The organism is Arthrobacter cheniae, from assembly GCF_003602275.1.
GTDB classification, from domain to species: domain Bacteria; phylum Actinomycetota; class Actinomycetes; order Actinomycetales; family Micrococcaceae; genus Arthrobacter_D; species Arthrobacter_D cheniae.
Map to the genome: position 1 here is coordinate 244,168 of NZ_QZVT01000003.1, position 18,823 is coordinate 262,990.

The 18,823-nt window shown below is 66.6% G+C and carries 11 protein-coding genes and 1 pseudogene; 9 read left to right on the forward strand and 3 right to left on the reverse strand.

What is annotated here, in order from left to right:
• Positions 1 to 398: 398 nt before the first annotated feature.
• The 4 genes from D6T63_RS06740 to D6T63_RS06755 all read left to right on the forward strand — a co-directional run bounded on the left by D6T63_RS06740 (position 399) and on the right by D6T63_RS06755 (position 6,488).
• Positions 399 to 1,793, forward strand: coding sequence for a glycosyltransferase (locus tag D6T63_RS06740; RefSeq protein ID WP_120148242.1), 1,395 nt, complete (start codon positions 399 to 401; stop codon positions 1,791 to 1,793).
• Positions 1,790 to 3,718, forward strand: a complete 1,929-nt coding sequence (locus D6T63_RS06745) for a right-handed parallel beta-helix repeat-containing protein (protein WP_120148243.1) — start codon at positions 1,790 to 1,792, stop codon at positions 3,716 to 3,718. Before D6T63_RS06740 ends, D6T63_RS06745 begins: the two co-directional genes overlap by 4 nt.
• Positions 3,715 to 4,944 (forward strand): right-handed parallel beta-helix repeat-containing protein, encoded by a 1,230-nt coding sequence (locus D6T63_RS06750; RefSeq protein WP_220725886.1) that lies wholly within the window; start codon positions 3,715 to 3,717, stop codon positions 4,942 to 4,944. The genes D6T63_RS06745 and D6T63_RS06750 overlap by 4 nt, the downstream gene beginning before the upstream one ends.
• Before the next feature lie 107 nt (positions 4,945 to 5,051).
• Entirely contained in the window at positions 5,052 to 6,488 is a 1,437-nt protein-coding gene (locus D6T63_RS06755) for a UDP-glucose dehydrogenase family protein (protein WP_120148244.1), read from the forward strand.
• A 123-nt stretch (positions 6,489 to 6,611) separates the two neighbouring features.
• Here the strand turns inward: D6T63_RS06755 and D6T63_RS06760 are convergent, their stop codons facing one another.
• Both D6T63_RS06760 and D6T63_RS06765 read right to left on the reverse strand, forming a co-directional pair.
• A complete protein-coding gene (locus tag D6T63_RS06760) occupies positions 6,612 to 9,275 on the reverse strand; it encodes a LuxR C-terminal-related transcriptional regulator (RefSeq protein WP_120148245.1) in 2,664 nt (887 codons plus the stop codon).
• Positions 9,272 to 12,061: a helix-turn-helix transcriptional regulator gene (locus D6T63_RS06765; protein WP_147394309.1), complete on the reverse strand. Its 2,790-nt coding sequence runs from the start codon at positions 12,059 to 12,061 to the stop codon at positions 9,272 to 9,274. The genes D6T63_RS06760 and D6T63_RS06765 overlap by 4 nt, the downstream gene beginning before the upstream one ends.
• A gap of 454 nt (positions 12,062 to 12,515) precedes the next feature.
• Between D6T63_RS06765 and pelF the strand changes: the two genes are divergently transcribed.
• The 4 genes from pelF to D6T63_RS06785 are packed head-to-tail and all read left to right on the forward strand — an operon-like array spanning position 12,516 to position 16,862.
• Positions 12,516 to 14,039, forward strand: coding sequence for a GT4 family glycosyltransferase PelF (pelF, locus tag D6T63_RS06770; RefSeq protein ID WP_182976904.1), 1,524 nt, complete (start codon positions 12,516 to 12,518; stop codon positions 14,037 to 14,039).
• On the forward strand, positions 14,036 to 15,364 hold the full coding sequence (locus D6T63_RS06775) for a hypothetical protein (protein ID WP_120148248.1): 1,329 nt from the start codon (positions 14,036 to 14,038) through the stop codon (positions 15,362 to 15,364). Before pelF ends, D6T63_RS06775 begins: the two co-directional genes overlap by 4 nt.
• Positions 15,361 to 16,044, forward strand: coding sequence for a spherulation-specific family 4 protein (locus D6T63_RS06780; RefSeq protein ID WP_120148249.1), 684 nt, complete (start codon positions 15,361 to 15,363; stop codon positions 16,042 to 16,044). The genes D6T63_RS06775 and D6T63_RS06780 overlap by 4 nt, the downstream gene beginning before the upstream one ends.
• A complete protein-coding gene (locus D6T63_RS06785; RefSeq protein ID WP_220725887.1) occupies positions 16,041 to 16,862 on the forward strand; it encodes an endo alpha-1,4 polygalactosaminidase in 822 nt (273 codons plus the stop codon). Before D6T63_RS06780 ends, D6T63_RS06785 begins: the two co-directional genes overlap by 4 nt.
• Before the next feature lie 19 nt (positions 16,863 to 16,881).
• Here the strand turns inward: D6T63_RS06785 and D6T63_RS19735 are convergent.
• Positions 16,882 to 17,119 (reverse strand): annotated as a pseudogene (locus tag D6T63_RS19735) (aminoacyl-tRNA hydrolase); the annotation flags it as partial.
• A gap of 305 nt (positions 17,120 to 17,424) precedes the next feature.
• On the opposite strand from D6T63_RS19735, the gene D6T63_RS06795 reads away from it, so the two are divergent.
• A complete protein-coding gene (locus D6T63_RS06795; protein WP_120148251.1) occupies positions 17,425 to 18,414 on the forward strand; it encodes an acyltransferase family protein in 990 nt (329 codons plus the stop codon).
• The last annotated feature ends 409 nt before the right edge of the window (positions 18,415 to 18,823 follow it).

An 18,823-nucleotide genomic window follows, 5' to 3' on the forward strand; every position in this document is an offset into this window, starting at 1 on the left:
CCATCGCCCGCGTAGCCCGACGTCGGCCCAGCCCGCCGTCGGGAAGCGCCCTTTCCGCTACTACCGTAGTTTCGCCGAATCATACGCGACGTCGCGGACACTTCTACCCGCGCCGGTACTTTTGCGTCCTCTCCGGCCCTCGCCGGATCCGCACACGATTCCTTTCCTCCGCGCGTAGGTCGAACGGCTTTACTCGCGCGTCATGGGATCCGACCCAAGTATTGCTGCGCGTGATTGGGGCGTCGGGCACGGTGTCATGCCGATCAGGGGGCTCATAACCTCGAATCATGCCGCTGGGGGCAGCGTGACTGCGTAACTGCAATGTCGTCGAACGTCCGATCGAGCGCTCCCGCCCCGTAACCCGGCACCCAAGAGCACATCCATCAATTGGAGGTTCCATGACTACCTCACCCGGCCCGGAATCCACGGGCAACCTGTTCGATCTACTCTCGGACGTCCAGCTTCCGGCACTCGACCTTTCCGACTGGACGTCCTACCTGCCCCTTGCCCTTGCCGGCGCCATCGTATGGTCGCTGTGGCTCTACAGGGTGATCCTCTCGCGTCGGGCCAGGCCCATCGTCAACGACTTCCGGACCACCACCTCGGTCATCGTGCCCTCCTTCCACGAGGACACCGAGATCCTCATGGCATGCCTGGAGACCTGGCGGAAGCAGGATCCTGACGAGATCATCATCGTGCTCGACCTGGCGGACACCGAGGCCTACAGCCGCCTCGTCGCTCTCGACGACGCGCGGATCAAGCCGGTGCTCTTCCCCCACGCCGGAAAGCGCTCCGCGCTGGGCGAAGGCATGCGCCGTGCAACGGGCGAGCTGTACATCCTGACCGATTCGGATACCTTCTGGCAGCCCAACCTGTTGGCGTCCGTCCAGATGCCGTTCGCGGATCCCGACGTCGGAGGTGTCAGCACGCAGCAGAACGTCTACGAGCGGACGACGAGCGTCTGGCGGCGCGTCGCCGATTGGCTCGTGAACCTGCGGTACTACGACTACGTGCCCGCAATGGGGCGCGCAGGTGCCGTCGCATGCATCTCCGGACGCACCGGTGCCTACCGCAGATCAGCGGTCCTCCCCGTCCTCGAGAACCTCGAGGACGAGTTCTTCCTCGGGCGGCGCTGCGTCTCGGGCGACGACGGTCGACTCACCTGGCTGGTCCTGGCCTCCGGCTTCAAGACCGTCCACCAGTCCAGTGCACGAGCCCTGTCGATGTTCCCCTCGACCTTCCGTGCATTCGTCAAGCAGCGCATCCGATGGAGCCGGAACTCCTACCGCTGCTACCTCACGGCCGTGTACAAGGGATGGCTCTGGCGGGTCCCCTTCGTCACGAAGATCACGGTGCTGCAGATCCTGCTGACACCGGTGACCATGGGAGTGACCATGGGCTACCTCGTCTTCAGTCGGCTGGAACTGACGCCGGTCGCAGCTGCCCTCGCCCTGGGCTGGATCCTGCTGGGCCGCGGTGTCCGCGGATTCTCCCACCTGCGACGCCACCCGAAGGAAATCGTCCTCCTGCCCCTCGTCACCGCCGTCGTGATCTTCATCGCCCTGCCCATCAAGATCTACGCCTTCTTCACGATGAACAAGCAGGGCTGGCTGACCCGCCACGCCGATTCGACCGGTGGGGACGGCCAGACCTCGGCCTCGCTGTCGCAGGCGCAGTCATTCCCCCAGGCCCAGCGCGTCGCCCCGCACTCCGAGCAGGCTCCCTCTTCTCCCATCCCCGTGGCCGTCGCCATGCCGGTGGAAGCAGAGCAGCTGACGGTGGGCGCACGATGAGCCGGGTCACTATGCCCCTCGTGGGCCGACGCATCCTTCCCGTGCTCCTGGCCGTCGGGCTGGCCCTGCCGGCCGCTGCAACTCCCGCATTCGCTGCAGAGGCGCCCGAACCCGCCCCGACGTCGGACCTTCAGCCGACCTCGGACAACGAGATCGGGGACCTGGGAACGGCCACCGTCGCGGACGGAACCGACTACCCGGGGAACCCTGAGCTGGAGGCCGCCCTCGTCGCCGACGAGGACAGGCGCCTGACCGAGGTGCGGACCGTGGCGTCCATGGTCCGCTGGCGCAACCTCGACGTGAAGACGGCGTACCGGCTGTCTGCAGGGTCGGCCTACTCCCTCGTGCTGACCTCCCGCGACGAGGCGTACACCGTGGAGAGCCTCCTCGAGCTCGCTCCGCAGACGTTCGTGCGGCAACCGGATGGGTCATTCCTGCTGTCCGAGCACCTGGTGGTCCAGAACGGCGCGACCCTCGACCTCTCGGAACCCGGGGGTCTCGAGCTCAAGCTGGCCAGTGATGCGAAAGGTTTCGTCTCCATCGTCAACTACGGAGGTACCCTCAAGCTCAGCGGGTCCGAGGGTAATCCCGTGAGCATCCGCAGCTGGGATCGCGACAAGGGAACCGATGACACACTCACTGACGACGGTCGCGCGTACATCCGCTCGATCGGCGGCCAGGTGGCTCTGAACTACGTGGAACTGAGCCAGATGGGCTTCTGGAGCGGCCGGACGGGCGGACTGTCCCTGACCGGTACGGATCGTCCCAGTACCGGAACCCTCGCCACCTTCGGCAGGGACGTGAAGGCCGGCGTCGAAGCACTGAACGGTGCACAGTCCCCGGACTCCCCGCAGGCACCTGTCGACGGCGTCCTGCCGGCCGGCGAGCTCCCGTTGCCCGACGTCGACCTCACGGATCCCACCTACAGCTATGTCTCTGCCTCGATCTCGGACACCGTCATCGACGGGAACGCCTTCGGGCTCTTCATCGCGAACGCCAACGGCGTGGACATCAAGGACACCAAGGTTCGTGGGAGTCTCGCCGACGGGATGGTCATGCACCGGTACGTCACCAACGCGGCGGTCGGCAAGACGGAGTCCAGTGGGAACGCGGGTGACGGCTTCGTGCTCTCACGGGCGACGACGGGAATCGTGCTCAGTGAAGTGACGGCACGGGACAACCGGCGCAACGGGATCTCCATCGAGGGCCAGCCCCTGGCCAACGGTCCCAGCGCAACAGGAATCTCCCTCGGGAGGTACGGCAACAACTCCGTTGCGAACAGCACTGCGGCCGGCAACGGCCGCTACGGTATCGAGGTCATCGGAGGGGACAACGTGGGCGTGCACGCCAACAACATCACCGGCAACACGATGGGCATCGTCGTCAGGGACGGCGCGCGGAACGTCAGCGTCGTCGGCAACCAGCTGCGGGACCAGGTCAGCCAGGGCATCGCCGTCAGGGACACGGTCCTGGACGCCACGGTGTCGGGGAACATCGTCGACGGAGGTGAGATCGGCATCTACGTGCGGGATTCCATCGCCGACGTCGGACGCAACACCCTCACGGGCCTCACGAACCACGGGATCACGATCGTCGGAGCAACGGAGGGGACTTCGATCGCGCAGAACACCATCGCGGGCAAGGGACCGAGCGCCGTCGATTCACGACGATCCGAAAACATCACCGTGACGGGCAACACCACGAGCGCCTGGAACGACACCACGCCCTGGCTGATCGCCCTGAAGAACTTCTTCCAACCGTTGACGGTCCTCTGGCTCCTCCTCGCGATGATCGTCGTCTTCACGGCGATCAAGGGCGCAGGCCGTAGCCGGGACAAGAAACATCCCTACGAGGACAAGGTGCCGCTCACGGTCATCACCGGCAGTACGACCGGTGGACGCAGAACGGCAGGACTAGGCCTATGAAACGCATCACTGCATCCATCATCATCACCGCCCTGGCGGCATTTCTCGCCGGCGTGCTGGTGACGCTCGCCATCGTCGCTCCCCTGCTCGCCCCGTCCGGCGCCCCACCTGTCGCCTCGACGAACGACGACGGCGCACAGGCAACACCGCCGACCGCCACCGCATTCCCCACTCCGGCGCAAGCAACCCTTGCACCCCGGGCGACCGCGACGAGCGGGTCCGGCAACGGAGATGAGAAGACGGAGGAACCCGACGACGAGGAGAACGAGGAACCCATCACCGCACCGGGTATCGAGGCCCAGGCCCAGCCGGGGCAGGCCGATCTTCCCGACTACAGGAAGCTCGAATGTCCTGCTGCAACCCAGCAGGTCGCCACGAGCGCGGAACTGGCGGATGCGCTGGAGTCAGCCGCACCCGGCGATGTCATCCGGCTCGCCGACGGCGTCTACGGCGGGCCGTTCGTAGCCCGCTCGTCAGGTACGGCAGTGGAGCGGATCTTCCTCTGCGGTGGACGCGGTGCCGTCCTCGACGGCGGCAGCATCAAGGGCGGTTACGTCCTGCACCTCGACCAGGCGGAGCACTGGGCCCTGATCGGCTTCACCGTCCGTAACGGGCAGAAGGGCGTCATGGCCGATGCGACAACCGGAACCTTCATTCAGGATCTGGCCGTCACGGGCATCGGGGACGAGGCGATCCACCTCCGGAACAACAGCACGGCGAACGTCGTCCTCAACAACACGATCAGCAACACGGGACTGCGCAAACCGAAATTCGGTGAGGGCGTCTATATCGGCTCCGCCGAGAGCAACTGGTGCACCGTGACCGAGTGCCTCCCCGACCGCAGCGACCGGAACGTCATCGCCGGCAACACGATCAGCGGAACGACCTCCGAGAGCATCGATGTGAAGGAAGGAACAGTGAACGGCCTGATCATCGACAACACCTTCGACGGGTCCGACCTGTCCGGCGCCGATTCCTGGGTCGACGTCAAGGGGACGGCCTGGACCATCACCGGCAACCGGGGCGAGAACACTCCGCTCGACGGGTTCCAGACGCACGAGATCATCGACGGCTGGGGCACCCGAAACCTGTTCGCCGACAACACGGCCATCGTCAACGGAGCAGGTCATGCGATAGCGACCCGCCCCGAACGAGCGAACATCGTCGACTGCGCGAACCTCGTGGAGAACGCAGGAGAGGGCCTCACGAACGCGGACTGCCGCTGAGCCACGGCTCACTACCGCACCTGCACCACCGAGCACGTACCTTCCTGGCTACACCCATCCCGAAAACAGCCCGATCATCACCTCACCCACCATGTCTGGAGCATGTCATGACCATCACCCACATCTCGGAAGCACAGTCGACCTCGAGCGACTCCCCCATCATCGAACAGCCGCGTATGTCGGTGATCGGTACGGGCTACCTCGGCGCAACCCACGCCATCTGCATGGCCACCCTCGGCTACGACGTCGTCGGCGTCGACGTCGACGAGAACAAGGTCGCGGCCCTCCAGTCCGGGCGGGTGCCCTTCTTCGAGCCGGGACTCCCCGAGCTCCTGCGCACCGCACTCGACTCCGGGCGCCTGCGCTTCACCACCGATTTCGCGGATGCGGCAGCGTCCGCCGACGTCCACTTCATCTGCGTGGGCACCCCCCAGGCGAAAGATTCTCCCGCCGCCGACATGCAGTACGTCGATGCCGCTGTCTCCCGGCTCGCCGCGCACCTGGACCGGCCTGCGCTGATCGTCGGGAAGTCCACGGTTCCCATCGGGACGGCGGATCGGCTGACCACCCTGGTGCAGGAGATCGCGCCGGCCGGTACTGCGGTCCAGCTGGCCTGGAATCCCGAGTTCCTGCGGGAGGGCTACGCAATTCAGGACACCCTGCGACCGGACCGGCTCGTGTTCGGAGTCAGCTCCGACTGGGCTCGCGAGCAGCTGAGCCGCTGCTACACCGCGCTGCTCGCCGCCGAGGTTCCCCTGGTGGTCACGGACCTGGCCACCGCCGAACTGGTGAAGGTCGCGGCCAACTCGTTCCTCGCCACCAAGATCTCCTACATCAATGCCATGGCCGAGGTCTGCGAGGCGACCGGAGCTGATGTCAGCCTCCTGGCGCGGGCGCTCTCGTACGACAGCAGGATCGGCGGACGATTCCTCAAGCCCGGCCTCGGTTTCGGTGGCGGCTGCCTGCCCAAGGACATCCGTGCCTTCGCGTACCGCGCCGAGGAACTCGGGGTCGGGCAGGCCGTCGCCTTCCTCCGTGAAGTGGACAGCATCAACGTCCGGCGCCGTCACCGCACGGTGGACATCGTGCGGGACCTGGTCTCCGGAAATCTGGCCGGCGCCAGGATCGCCTGCCTAGGTGCTGCCTTCAAGCCGAACTCCGACGACATCCGTGATGCCCCTGCCCTGGACGTGGCCCGCATGCTGCAGCAGGAGGGCGCGTCGGTCACCGTGTTCGACCCGGAGGCGATGGACAACGCCCGCAGGGCCTACCCGCAGCTGAGCTACGCGGACAACCTCGTCGAGGCCGTCCTCGATGCCGACGTCGTCGTCCTCCTGACCGAATGGGACGAGTTCACGGACGCCAATCCGGAGATCCTGGGGCGCCTCGTGTCCTCGCGGCGGATCGTCGATGGACGCCACGCCCTGAACGCGGACGCGTACCGCTCCGCCGGGTGGGAGTACCGCGCCCTCGGCCGTCCCGAGCATCCGGCAACAGCTGTCTTCCTTGCCGACGAGCCGCTGCCGGTGGCCCTGAGCGCGTAGACAACGCGCTTCGACACCAGCAGCTCATAAAAGATGCGCTGGTGTGGTCCGGGTGTCATGGCCCGGACCACACCAGCGCATTCGTCTGTCCGCATCTTCTGCGAGTGTGCTGGAGACCAGCCGTCAGCGCGAAGCGGTTCCGCTCGCCCGTAGTGCCTGCTCCTGGTCCTGCAACTCCTGCACCAGCTCGAGGCGCCCGTTGATACCGAGCTTCACGTAGATCCGGTGCAGATGGCCCTCGACCGTGCGGACGGAGACGAACAGGGACTCCGCGATCCCCTTGTTGCTCTCCCCCGTTGCAATGAGGCGCGCGACCGCGGCCTCACTCCTCGTGAGGTCATTGACGGAGCGCGCACCGCCGGGGACCTCGAATCGCGTGCCGACGAAGGGCGCACTGTACTTGCCGAGGCGACGGGAGACCGATCGTGCGCCGGAGGAGGCACGGAAGTCCGACTGTTGAAGTGCCCGCGCCCGCCCCGCCGCGTCCACCGCGATCAGCGGAAGGCCGAAAGCGGCAGCACGGTCCGAGATCTCGCCGAGCTCGATGCCGTCACCTGCGCCGACCGCCCGCGCGAAGCTGCCGAGGATCAGGGCTTCGTCGCCGTGCATGTCCGTCGTGAGCCGCGCGAGGAGGTCTGCGGCCTCGTCCCGGCCGAGCAGCACCGCGAGTACCAGGATGTCCTTCTCGCAGGCGCGGAGCCCGGCCGGGTGAACCTCTGCCATCAGTGCGTCGAGGGACGCAGGGGGCTCCGTGGGACGGGGACAAAGCGATGCGGCCGCGTCAGCGAAGGCACGGCCGAGCACCCCGAGTTCGACGCTCCCGCGGGGCTTCAGCTTCCTGAACTCGTCGATCAGCGACCAGGCCTGGTTCGTCCTGCCGAGTACCGCCGCCCCCCAGGAGGCTGTTCCCAGGGCGTAGGGCAGCAAAAGCTGCGGGTCCGTGCTGCGCAGCCGGGCCAGCGCCGGCACCAGGCTCTGCATGCCATCCGAGAAATGTCCCTGCCTGATGAGCACGATGCCCCGCAGGGCATCCGCGGCACCGAAGGGTACGGTGCCGGACTCGGCCTGCTCGAGCCGGGCCAGCGCCTGATCGGCCCTGCCTGCGTGGGCGAGGACAAGGATGTGCTGGGCGAGGACGTCCCCGAGGATATGGATCAGCGCATACGGATCTGCGGTGGCCGCGTCGAGCGCAGCTTGTGTGCACTGTTCGGCCTCGACAGCCCGGCCCTGCATGCCCAAGGCCTGTCCGCGCAGTGCCAGGGCGACAGCGCGGAGTTCCGGCGAAAGCTCCTGGTAGTTGTCGGTGAGGACTTCCGCGGCAGCAGCGTTGCCCTGGTCGAGGAGGAGCTGTGCCCGCAGGAGCTGCGCGCGCACCATGGACTCGTCGCCATCCGTGCTGGTTGCCGCACCGCGTAGGGACGGCATGGAGGAGTCGAGCAGCGCAAGGAGGTCGGACGGGGCCTCTCCGGCCAACCGCTTCGCCGAGCACTGAAGGACGACGGCGATGCGTGCGCGTTCGTCGTCGACGGCGTCCAGCCCGGTGACCAGCTGCGCTGCCGCCACCACGTGGCCGCGAACGGCGAGTAGGCGCGCGCGTTCGATGTCGGCCTCGAACCGGTGCCCGGCAGGGATGGCCCGGATGAACCGCTCCGACGCCTCGAGGTGCCCGGTGTGGGTGGCGACCCTCGCCGCGTCGAGCAGCGTGCCCGCCTCCACCTGCAGTCCGGTGTCGACCGCCCACTCCACGTGGCGTATGCGGTGGCAACCGTACGGCGGCAGAGCGTGCGCGGAGCCACCGAGCTCATCGCGCAGCAGGGCTTGCCGTCCGAGGGGCAACGTCGCGCGGATCACCTCCCCGTAGAGTCCATGGCGCAGCGTGAGGTAGCGGGACTCGGACGGGTGCGTGACCGCGAGTCGCTGGGACACCAGCGTGCGGACGGTCCCGGCACTGGTCAGTCTCTCGACGTCGGCGGTCGCCACCGCACCGCCGAGCGCCAGGAGGTCCAGGGCCTTGCGCTGGGGCTCGGGCATGGGGGCGAGGATCGACGCGACGAGGTCCGCCATCGGCCCGGCGACCGGGTGCTTCGTCGACGCGGGATTCCATCCGGCGGTATCCACGGGGCGCGCCCTGCCCGATGCGGTGTGCCCGAGCACCGCATTCAGCAGCATCGGATTGCCGCCCGTGGCCTGCTGGAGGTGGTGTACGGCCCGACCTCCCAGCGGAGCTTCTCCCAGGGCGGATTCCGCCACTGCGCCCATGCTGGCGGCAGGAAGCGGCTCGAGATGCAACCGTTCGAGGTAGCCTTCGTTGGCGAAGCTGTAGAGCCCGCTGGACTCGGACAGTGAGTAATCGGCGAACGCGACGACCCGGATGGCCCCGGTGACGACGAGCTGGGTCAGCACATGCGCGCTCTCCTCGTCGAGGAACTGGGCATCATCCACCAACACCTCGCCGGCTTGGCCGCCGTCGGAGCTGCGCAGCCGTTGCCGCACCGCCCGCAGCATCTGGATGGGATCAAGCAGGTCAGGCCCGGGAACCCCGCCCAGCAGTTCGCCGAGGGCTCCATAGGGCACGGCTCGCAGGGCATGGGTTGCGCGGATGACGTACCGTCGCCGTCCGCCGGAAGGGGCCGAGCGCTCGAGGGTGCGGAGGAGGTAGGACTTCCCCATTCCCCTCTCTCCGAACACCAGGACTCCGTGCCGGTTCTCCAGCCCCAGGACATCCTGCAGGGCGTCGACGACGGGCTGCCGACAGGGCAGCAGGTCATCGGTGCGCAGAAAGTTCATCGCACCCCGACCAGGATCAGGTCCACGAGTTCGCCCCTGGTCCGAAGGTGGAGCTTCGAGAAGATCTGGTAGAGGTGACCCTCCACCGTTCGCGCGGTGACGCCCATCGTCACGGCTATCGATTTGTTGTTCTCCCCTCGGGCCACGAGTTGGGCAACCTCGCGCTCGCGCTTGGTCAGACGTTCGAGCGCGACCCCCATCTGCAGGTCGGTGGTGTCCCCGAAGAGCCGGCCCGCCCGCCGCTGGACATCCCTCAGGACGCCGCGTGCATCGGAGAGCTGCGCCGCCTGAAGGGCCTGGGCGGCGCAGTCCCGCGCCAGCCCGCTGTCACCGGCGAGCTGGGCGCTCTCCATCGCCTGGGCGAAGAGTTCTGCATCTCCCGTATCGGTAGCCCTGCCATACAGCTCGCAGGCCGCCGCATAGACCCCCTCGATACCCGCGGCCGCGGCCGCCAGCGCACGCGCGGCACTTGTGTCACCTGCGCGGAGTTGCGCGAGCCGGTGCATCATCTCCAGCATCGGAGCGCCCTGCGCGTGGGCCGCGTCCGCGAGATCAGCGAACTTCGCGGCTGTCTCCATGCGCGATTCACGCACTCCTGGCGACGCCGACCGCAGGTGGCCGATCAGGGCGTTCACGGTCCATGGCGTCGACTGCGCGGCTGCCTGCGGGAAATAGCCGATGACCGCGCCCGCCGCGTCGGTGTCGGCGGGAGTGCTCGCGAGCGCCGCCGTCACCAGTGGGAGGAGGCAGTATGCATCCTTGAGCACGAGCTGCTGCGCCACGGGGAGGAGCAGCGCCCGTGCCTGGTCCGGCCGGCCCTTGAGGGCCTCACGGACTCCCGCGATGATGTCCTCGATCGAATCACGGGTGACGGAGGAAGGGTGTGTCCCGATGTCCTGGCCGGCGTCCGACACCGGCCCACCCGCAGTGCCCCCGGCATCGAGGGCGACGGCGATACGCAGCCGGGTGGCGTCGCGCACCTCTCGGCTGATCGACGGGGATCCGAGGCCGGCCCCCATGGAGCGGGCCAACCCGTCGGCGGCGAGTTGCTGATCGGTCATGGCGAGCGCCTCGCACAACAGTCCGTCGCCGAGCGCCTCCTGGTCCTGGGTCCATCCGGTCCGGTCCGCCCCCTGCAGGAGTTTCGCGACCATCTGGTAGTTCCCGCCGAATGAACCATCCTCGGCGCGCGTGAGGGTCACATCGGCGCGATGCTCCAGGAACTGCTGCGGTGCGAGGCCACGCGCGGCTCCGGGTTGCCGCTCGGCAAGGGCTATACGCCGCTCCGCGTCGTCGAGCAACGCCGTCCGTTGTGCGGGAGCGCTGCCGACGAGCCGCAGTGCGCGGCAACGCAGGATGAGAAGGCGGACCGCTGCCGGGATGGGGGCGCTGTCCGCTGCCACCAGGGCGTGCCCCTTAGCCAGCAGGGCCTCGGCTTCACCTCCGTGCCCGACGGCGAGCGCCGCGTGGGCCGCCTCAAGGATGCGCTCGAGGTCCTGATCGTCGGGGTGCAGGTCGATCCAGAAGTGTGCGCGGTCATCGAGACCGAGGAAGATGCACCGCCTCGCCGCCGCCAGGGTCAGGTCTTCCGGGACCGGAAAGCCTGCAGCGAGCAGCCATTCGGCGTGCATCATCGGATCGAGGCCGGCGGGATCGAAGGCATCGGTGGGCTGGCCGGCGAGCAGCGTGTACAGCGCCGCCGCCTCGTCCGTCGTCGTCTGCTCCCGCACGGCGGCGGCGAAGAGCCCGGAGGCAAGGGACACGGTGGTGACTCCCCCGCTGTTCCCCAGCACGATCAGGGACTGCAGGGCGTCGAGGTGCGCGGCTGCCTCTTCTGATCGGGCCGATGCTCCTGGTCCTGCTGTGGTGGCCGGTGCATTCGATGGATCGCGTGCGAGGCCTGCGAGGTGCCGGACTGCTCCGGCGGGAAGAGAGCCGGCATAGGCGAGTGCGCGCACTATCTGCAGTTCCCGGTCCTGGAGCGCCCCGAGCGTCGAACGGGCCTTGGCATGGACCGGCGACGGGACGAGGTTCTGACCGGACGCGGCGACCCAGGTCCCCTCCTGGACGCGTAGCCCCGACATCGACAGTTCCTCGAGAGCGGCGTAGAGGTAGCGGGCATTGCCCTCACTGGAGCGCCACAGCACCTCGACGGCTTCCCAGGACACGGGGGCGTCGAGCGCCGCCTCGGCGATGGCGCGGATCTGCGTCCGCGTCAGGCACGGGAGGTCGAAGCGCTCCAGGTCTCCCTCACGCCACAGGTCCGCGAAGCAATCGTCCATCAGCCTGAGCGCTTTGGAAGCGATGAGTACCGACGCCACTCCGGCCATCACGAGCCGGCTGATGATCATGGCCGATTCGTGATCGAGACACGCCGCGTTGTCGATCGCCAGGACGATGGGCCTGCCGTTGGACTGCTCCTCCAGGAGGGCGCGAATCCCCTGGAGGATGGTCAGCGGGTGCCCGGTCTGTTCCGTTTCCAGCTCGGCGAGCAGGAAGGCGATGGCCCTGTAGGGCTCGGAGGAAGCCCGCTTGGAGGCCCAGATCCGCACGACGTGATGAGTCTGGGAGGCACGGTGCGCGACAGTGCGCAGGATGGCTGTCTTACCGCTCCCCTCGTCGCCCAGCAGCACGGCTCCGATCCTGTCCGGCGACCTGATGCGCTTCAGGACACTCTCGACGAGTTGCTCCCGCGTGGCGAGGAATGCCTGCTCTCCCCCGGCTGCCGAGGGGCCGCTGAACAGGGGCCTACCCGTGCTGATAAGACCGTGCGTCTGAGATACCACTGTGATCGTCGTCCTGTTCCCCAAATGATGCAGCTAAAGACCTGTTCCCACCCTAGGAATCCAGGCCGCAGCAAACACGAGTGGAAGCTACGGAGGGTAGGAACAGAGCTACTCGCTTAACCCCTGCGGTCATCTCGAGCGCTACTTGAAATGGACGACGACGACTACGCGCCCTTGCAACCCCAGAATCGGCCGCCTGCACCGGAGTGCCCCCAGTTCCCGGGCCGGATGGGTAGTTTCCCCTGCCAGGGCAAGTGCGCACGCGCGTAAGCCTGCCGTAAAGCGCGCAGTAGACGCGTGAAACCTACTCGTGCTGTGCCTGCCACGACCACCTGTACTGGAAGTGCTATGTCACCGATCAGCGAAGGGTCACAATGTTGGTTCGTACGGCATCCATTGGAAGCATGCGCCCGAAATTCCGGCGAGCGCTCCGGCACGCGGGATCGGCGGCCTCGTGAAGATCGTCCTGGTCACCGAAGGAACCTATCCGATCGTCACCGGCGGCGTCAGCACCTGGTGTGACCAGCTCATCGGGGGAATGCCCGAGCACGAGTTCGACGTCGTCGCGCTGACCGGGAGCGGTGTTACCAAGCTCGCCTGGGACCTGCCGTCCAATGTGCAGGCCGTACGCACGATTCCGGTGTGGGGGCCGCCTGCTTCTGCGCTTCGCCCCGGTTCCCGACGCCGAGCCTGGGTCGATTCGACGCAGCACGCTCTCACCCAGCTCTGGGATGCCGCGCTCGGCCCGGACAGTGGGGACCCAGTAGGGCGAACGGCCGACGCACTCCAGCAGCTCGTGGGCATCAGCGACAGGATCGGGCTGGCCCGCTCACTGTCCACACGCGGATCCGTGGCTCCCATCCTCGCCGCCTGGGAGCGCCACGCCCGGACGTCGGGAGAGGCACCGATGTCCGTTGCCGACGCGGTCATGGCTGCCAGCATCGTGGACCGCGCGCTGGCCCTCATCGACCATGAACTGGGGACCGCCGATGTGGTCCATGCATCCAGCAACGGGCCCTCGTCCCTGCTTGCACTGGCGCACTCCTGGCGGCACGGCACCCCCATCCTGTTGACCGAACACGGCGTCTACCTGCGGGAGCGGTACCTTGCACTTCACGGTGCGAAGCTGTCCTGGCCGGTGCGCCGAGCGGTGACGGCATTCCTGCGGCGACTGTGCGAGGTGGTGCACGTCCACGCACTGATGATCCTGCCGGTCAACCAGTTCAACGCCCGGTGGGAGCGGAAACTCGGTGCCGCCCCGGAGAAGATCCACACCATCCCCAACGGCGTCGATCCCGGAAAGTTCGAACCCATCACCGGCGAGCCGGACCTGCCGACAATCAGCTTCGTCGGCCGGATCGATCCGCTCAAGGACCTGGAAACTCTGCTGTCCGCCTTCGCGGTGGTCCGCGATCGCATCCCGAATGCCCAACTGCGCATCTTCGGACCGACTCCTGCCGAGAACGCTGCCTACAAGACACGGCTCGTGGAGCTGGCTGCCGCGCTCGGAGTCTCCGGTGCCGTCCACTGGGAGGGCTCCAGCAAGGGGAGCCGACCGGCAATCGAGGCCGGTCATGTAGTGGCTCTGTCGAGCGTCTCGGAAGGGCTGCCGTTCACCCTGATCGAGTCGATGATGTGCGGCCGCGCCACGGTCAACACCGACGTCGGGGGCGTGTCCGAATGCCTCGACGAGCAACAGACAACGGGCCTGCTGGTCGCGGCCCGTGACCACGTCGCATTCGCGGACGCCTGCGTCACCTTGCTGTCCGACCACGTGTCGAGAGCCGCCATGGGCGCCGCTGCCCGCCGGCGAGCGCTGTCCCTGTTCACCCTCGAGCGATGCCTCGACCGTTATCGCGAGGCCTACCTGGCTGCGTGGGACGGACGGCTGCTCGAGCACGAACCGAGCACGGCCGACGCCGTGATCCCCCGTGCGCCCTGGCTGACCGGTAGACATGCACTCGAGTTGTCGGCATGAGCGCCGACAGCGTCATGATGCCGGCGTCGGGTGACTCTCTGCCGACCATCGGGAATGACCGCATCGCCTTCGATGCCGTCGACACGTACGAGGTCACTGCACGGCTCGAAGCTTCCGGCCTCAGCGACCGCACCGTCCGCCTCCGCAACGGAGCGACGGACGTCTTCGCCTACGCGCAATCGCTCGACCGGTCGAGGGACCCCGCGCGGGCTCCGCTGACTCCGGGCGGTTGGCTGGCCCGGACCGATCTGCTCGAGGCCGTACGGCGGGGCATCGTCCTGATCCTGGGTGCCGTACTGGGCGGCCTCACCGCGACCGTCCTGGTCATCGACACCAACGCGATCCTCATTGCCGGCATCGGCGCCTGGATCATCGGCCAGTCCGTCTCGGGAATCGTCTGGGCACATGCAGGAACAGGCCAGGTGCACCGCGGTGTCGCCAGGGGTACCGGCGCAGCCCTGATCGTAGGGTCTGTCCTCGCCTGCTACCTCGCGGTGTCCCTGCTCCTTCCCACTCACCACGCGTCCACGGCCGTCCTCACCCTCGCGTGGTGCTGGTACTCCTGCGTCGTCTCGATGCTCGTGATCCTCGGTCGCTCCTGGTACCTGCTGACGGTGCTCGCCGGCGCCGTATCGGTGATGACCGTCGCACTGGTGCTGGGACACGACGCCACGACTCCCATCGTCGTGGCCGCGGCCCTCCTGGTCCTCGTCGCCGTCACCATCAACCTGGTCGCCGTCCTGCGCACCATCGATGAGCCGCACCTGCCCGGCCGGGGCGACGTGCGGGCCGCCCTCGCCCCGGCCGCGCAGGCGGGTTTCCTTGCCGCCGCACTGTCCATGGCGCTGACCCGGCTGCCGGACTGGGAAGGGACCGCGCTCATCGTGGCCACCGTTGTCGCCGCAGCGGCCACCGATCCGGCCCTGGTGCTCATGCGCCAGCGGTTGGTGTGGTCCTCGCATCGCACGCCCTTGCTGACGCATGCAGCCCGGCACGCGTGGGTGTCCACCCTGGTGATGTCCACGGTGATCGTCGTCGTCTCCGCCGTCGTCTCCACCCTTGTGGTCATCTTTCTGGTCAAGGACGCCCGAGCGACGACCGTCATCGTCGCCGCGGCCTTCAGCTCCCTGGCGACGACGTCGACGACCATCAGCGCGTTCGGCCTGCCGCGCGCGGGTGTACTTTTCGCCGGCGCGGCGTGCCTGTCCGCAGCAGCGTGGCTGTCCCTGGGCGCCGTGCCCGCCATGCTCCTGGCGATCGTCTTCGTCACCGCGGGCAGTGCCATGCTCCTGGCACGGGTGTCCGATCCCCGCGCCTACGCATGAGGAGGGCTCGCCTCGCGCTCCCCTGGTACGTGCATCCCGCTGAGGCTCCCCAGGACTGGGCCTGGCTCGCGGCACAGCGCCGGAACGTCTCCTTCGCCGTCCTCAATGTCCACAACGGTCCCGGCCAGGAGGACGACGAGTACTACCCGGACGCCATAACCACGCTGCGAGGCATCCGCATCCTCGGCTACGTCCCGGTCGACTACGGCAACCGGCCGGTGGCGGAGGTCGCAGGCGATATCGCCCGGTGGCAACGGCTGTACAACGTAGACGGAATCATGCTGGACGAACTTCCAACGACGGCGCAGAGCCTTGCGCGGTGCGCACAGTACGCAGCTGCGGCGCGGGCTGCGGGCATCACGTTCCTGGCAGCGAATCCCGGCGTATTCCCCTCACTGGCTCACCTGAATCTCTTCGACGTCATCTCGGTCTTCGAAGGGACCGCCGAAGCCTACGGGAACTTCGAGCACCCGTCGTGGGCACGGGACGTAGCACCGTCCCGGTTATGGCATCTGGTGTACGAGTGCGACCCGGACCAGCTGACCGCCCTCCACCGCGCCGCCCGCCATCGTGGTGCCGGGCACGTCTTCGTGACCGATCGATCCCTCCCCAACCCATGGCTGGGTCCGCCGGCCGTCGTCTCCGCGCGTCTCCTCGCCGAGCACCGGGACCACGTGTGAAGGCGCACCCCTGGCCCGTGGTTGCCGGCCTGACTGTCGTCCTTGCACTGGGCGCCTGTGGGAGTCCGGGCGACGGCGGGCCTCCCGCAACGCAGGCCGTCCAGGCAGGCCCCGCCGACTCACGGTGGCTACCGGCCCCCACGACCAGCTGGCAGTGGCAACTCAGTGGCGACCTCGACCTCGAGGTGGACGCCGATGTCTTCGATGTCGACTACGAAAGGACGACGCGTGCGGAGGCCGACACGCTGAAGCGCGATGGGCGACGACTGATCTGCTACCTCTCGGCCGGTTCGTGGGAAGACTTCCGGGCCGATGCCGGCGCCTTTCCGCCAGCCGTCCTGGGCGATGTCCTGTCCGGCTGGCCGAACGAGCAGTGGCTCGACATCCGCCGCTTGGACGTCCTCCTGCCGATCATGGCAGCACGGATGGATACCTGTGTCGAGAAGGGGTTCGACGCCGTCGAACCGGACAACGTTGACGGCTACCTGAATGCGACGGGCTTTCCGCTGACGGCAGCCGACCAGCTGGCGTACAACCGGGCCGTAGCCGAGTTGGCCCACTTCCGCGGATTGTCGGTCGCGCTGAAGAACGACGTCGACCAGATCCCGGACCTCGTGGACGATTTCGACTTCGCCATCAACGAGGAGTGCGTCCGGTATGCGGAATGCGACCTGTATGACCCCTTCACCGACGCCGGCAAGGCTGTTCTGCACGTCGAGTACCAAGGGTCGCTGGGCTTCTGCGCCGAAACGGAGCGGAGGGGTTTGTCCTCGATGCTCAAACCCCTGGACCTAGGGGCGGTCCGGCGGCCCTGCTGACGCAGGCGCAGACCCGTGCTTCTCCCCCTCCGAGTTTGAGCTTGAGGGTGTTGAACGGGATGTCGATCTCGTCGTGCACGGCGATCACCTGGTCGGGCGCGACGTCGTGGAAGCGCGCGAGCGCCGATATCGGCCGCCCGTGAGGTTCATGTACGTCGAAGGCTTGGCGAGGACGAGCCGACGTTGTGCCGGTTGCCGCTGTAGCCGGGCCCGGCGCTTCCGAGCCCAGCTACCAGCCACTGCGGACAATATAGGATCGCTGTACGAGGCCCTCGAGCGCTCTGGTATTGCCAATTGATACGCTGACCTACCGTCAGGGAACGGTAGCAAGCGGCTGCGTTCGCACTGGTAACGGTCGCTGCTCTGACATTCATCGAGATCGCGGTGCAGGCACGGTAGCAGCACCGAGAGAAGGTCCCATCTTCGAAAAGATAAGGCTCGATCCCTGCTGCGTTAGCTTGACTATCTGGGGTGCAGAAGTGCTCTGTCTCGGGTGTGGGCAGTGCCTTGGCGTTGGCAACGTGAGGCATAATCAGTGCAGGTCTCAAATTTAGGGGAAACAATGGCGCTACTAGCGCGAGCTGATAAGGGGACGAGTCAGCGTTCCGGTGCTATCGATTTCATCCGAGTACTTGGAATCGTGGCCGTTGTAGCGGGGCACGTATGGTCGTCAGACCTCGTCCGGAACCTTCTCTATACGTGGCATGTACCGCTGTTCTTTTTCCTTTCCGGATATTTTTGGCGCCTAGGCAGAACTGCTAAAGACGAAGTTGTGAAACGAGGGCGAACCCTCGGACTCCCCTACGCAGCCTGGTTCGCCATCATCGGGATACCGTACGTCATCGAGTTGTTGGTATCCGGCAACTTTGGCTTGGGATCCTTCCTGCGTCCACTTTATGGCGGCTCCGTTGCAGGCCGGCCCTTCACGACATTCTGGTTCGTTTCTGTGCTGTTCTTCACCGCGATTCTTTACCGAGCGGTGACGAAGCTACCGATAGCAATTCAGGCGGTGGTCGCCGCAGTTGGTCTTGGCGCGGGCTATTTGGTTGGCGATGTGCTGGCGAAGACGCCACTAGCAATAGGGTCTGCATTGCCTTGCCTCAGCTTCATGCTCATCGGGACCGTCGCTTCGAGGTTGCACCCTCGCCTTCGGTGGCGTCCGCTGTTGGGGTTGGGGCTCCTCTCGGGAGGCTTTGCACTTGTCTGGGGCGGCATCTCGACACCGTTGGACATGAAGGGCGGTGACTTCGGTACTCCCTTCGTAAGCATGATCGTGGCATGTGCTATCAGCTTTGGGCTCGTGCTACTGGCCGGGTTCGCTTTCCAGTCTGTGCCACTCGCGGTCAGCCGGCTTTTCACGCGACTCGCGGCGTCAGGCTTCGCCGCGGTTCTGGCTCACCCCGCGATCCTCTGGTTGCTGCAAACGCCCGCAGACGGGACATGGATTGAATTTTGGATAGCCCTAGTCATCCCATGGGCGGTGGGATTAATAGCGCTTCAGACCCCACTCTCCGTGTGGCTGACCGGGCAGGATCGAGCCATCCGTCAGTAGTGGAAGAGTGGCCCACGTATCTAAAAAAGGGGCCATTCGCATGGTTTCGCAGGTCTCTTACCCGTTACGAGTGTCGAGAAGCTTCATGCAATGAGGCACCGCCCGCTGTGCAGAAGAGATTTTAGGGTTCGCGGTACAGCTGGCAGCAACACCAACTCCTCTCGTCAATTTGTACCGGTTAGCGAGGAACGCCGTGTTAGCACCGATTGCCAATCTCATCTCCTCGATGCAGGAGACATTTGTAAGACGGTTGTTGCTGACGGTGTACCGCCGCCCTTGCCTTGCTCTCTGTGAACCGGCTTCGTAATCGCTAAGCCGTAGTTAGTTCTGAATGAGCCATCGCCCAACTCCAGCCAATATCTTCAAGGCTGGCTCGGTTGTCTCTGTCTCGCGTGGAGCGGCCCCGCTT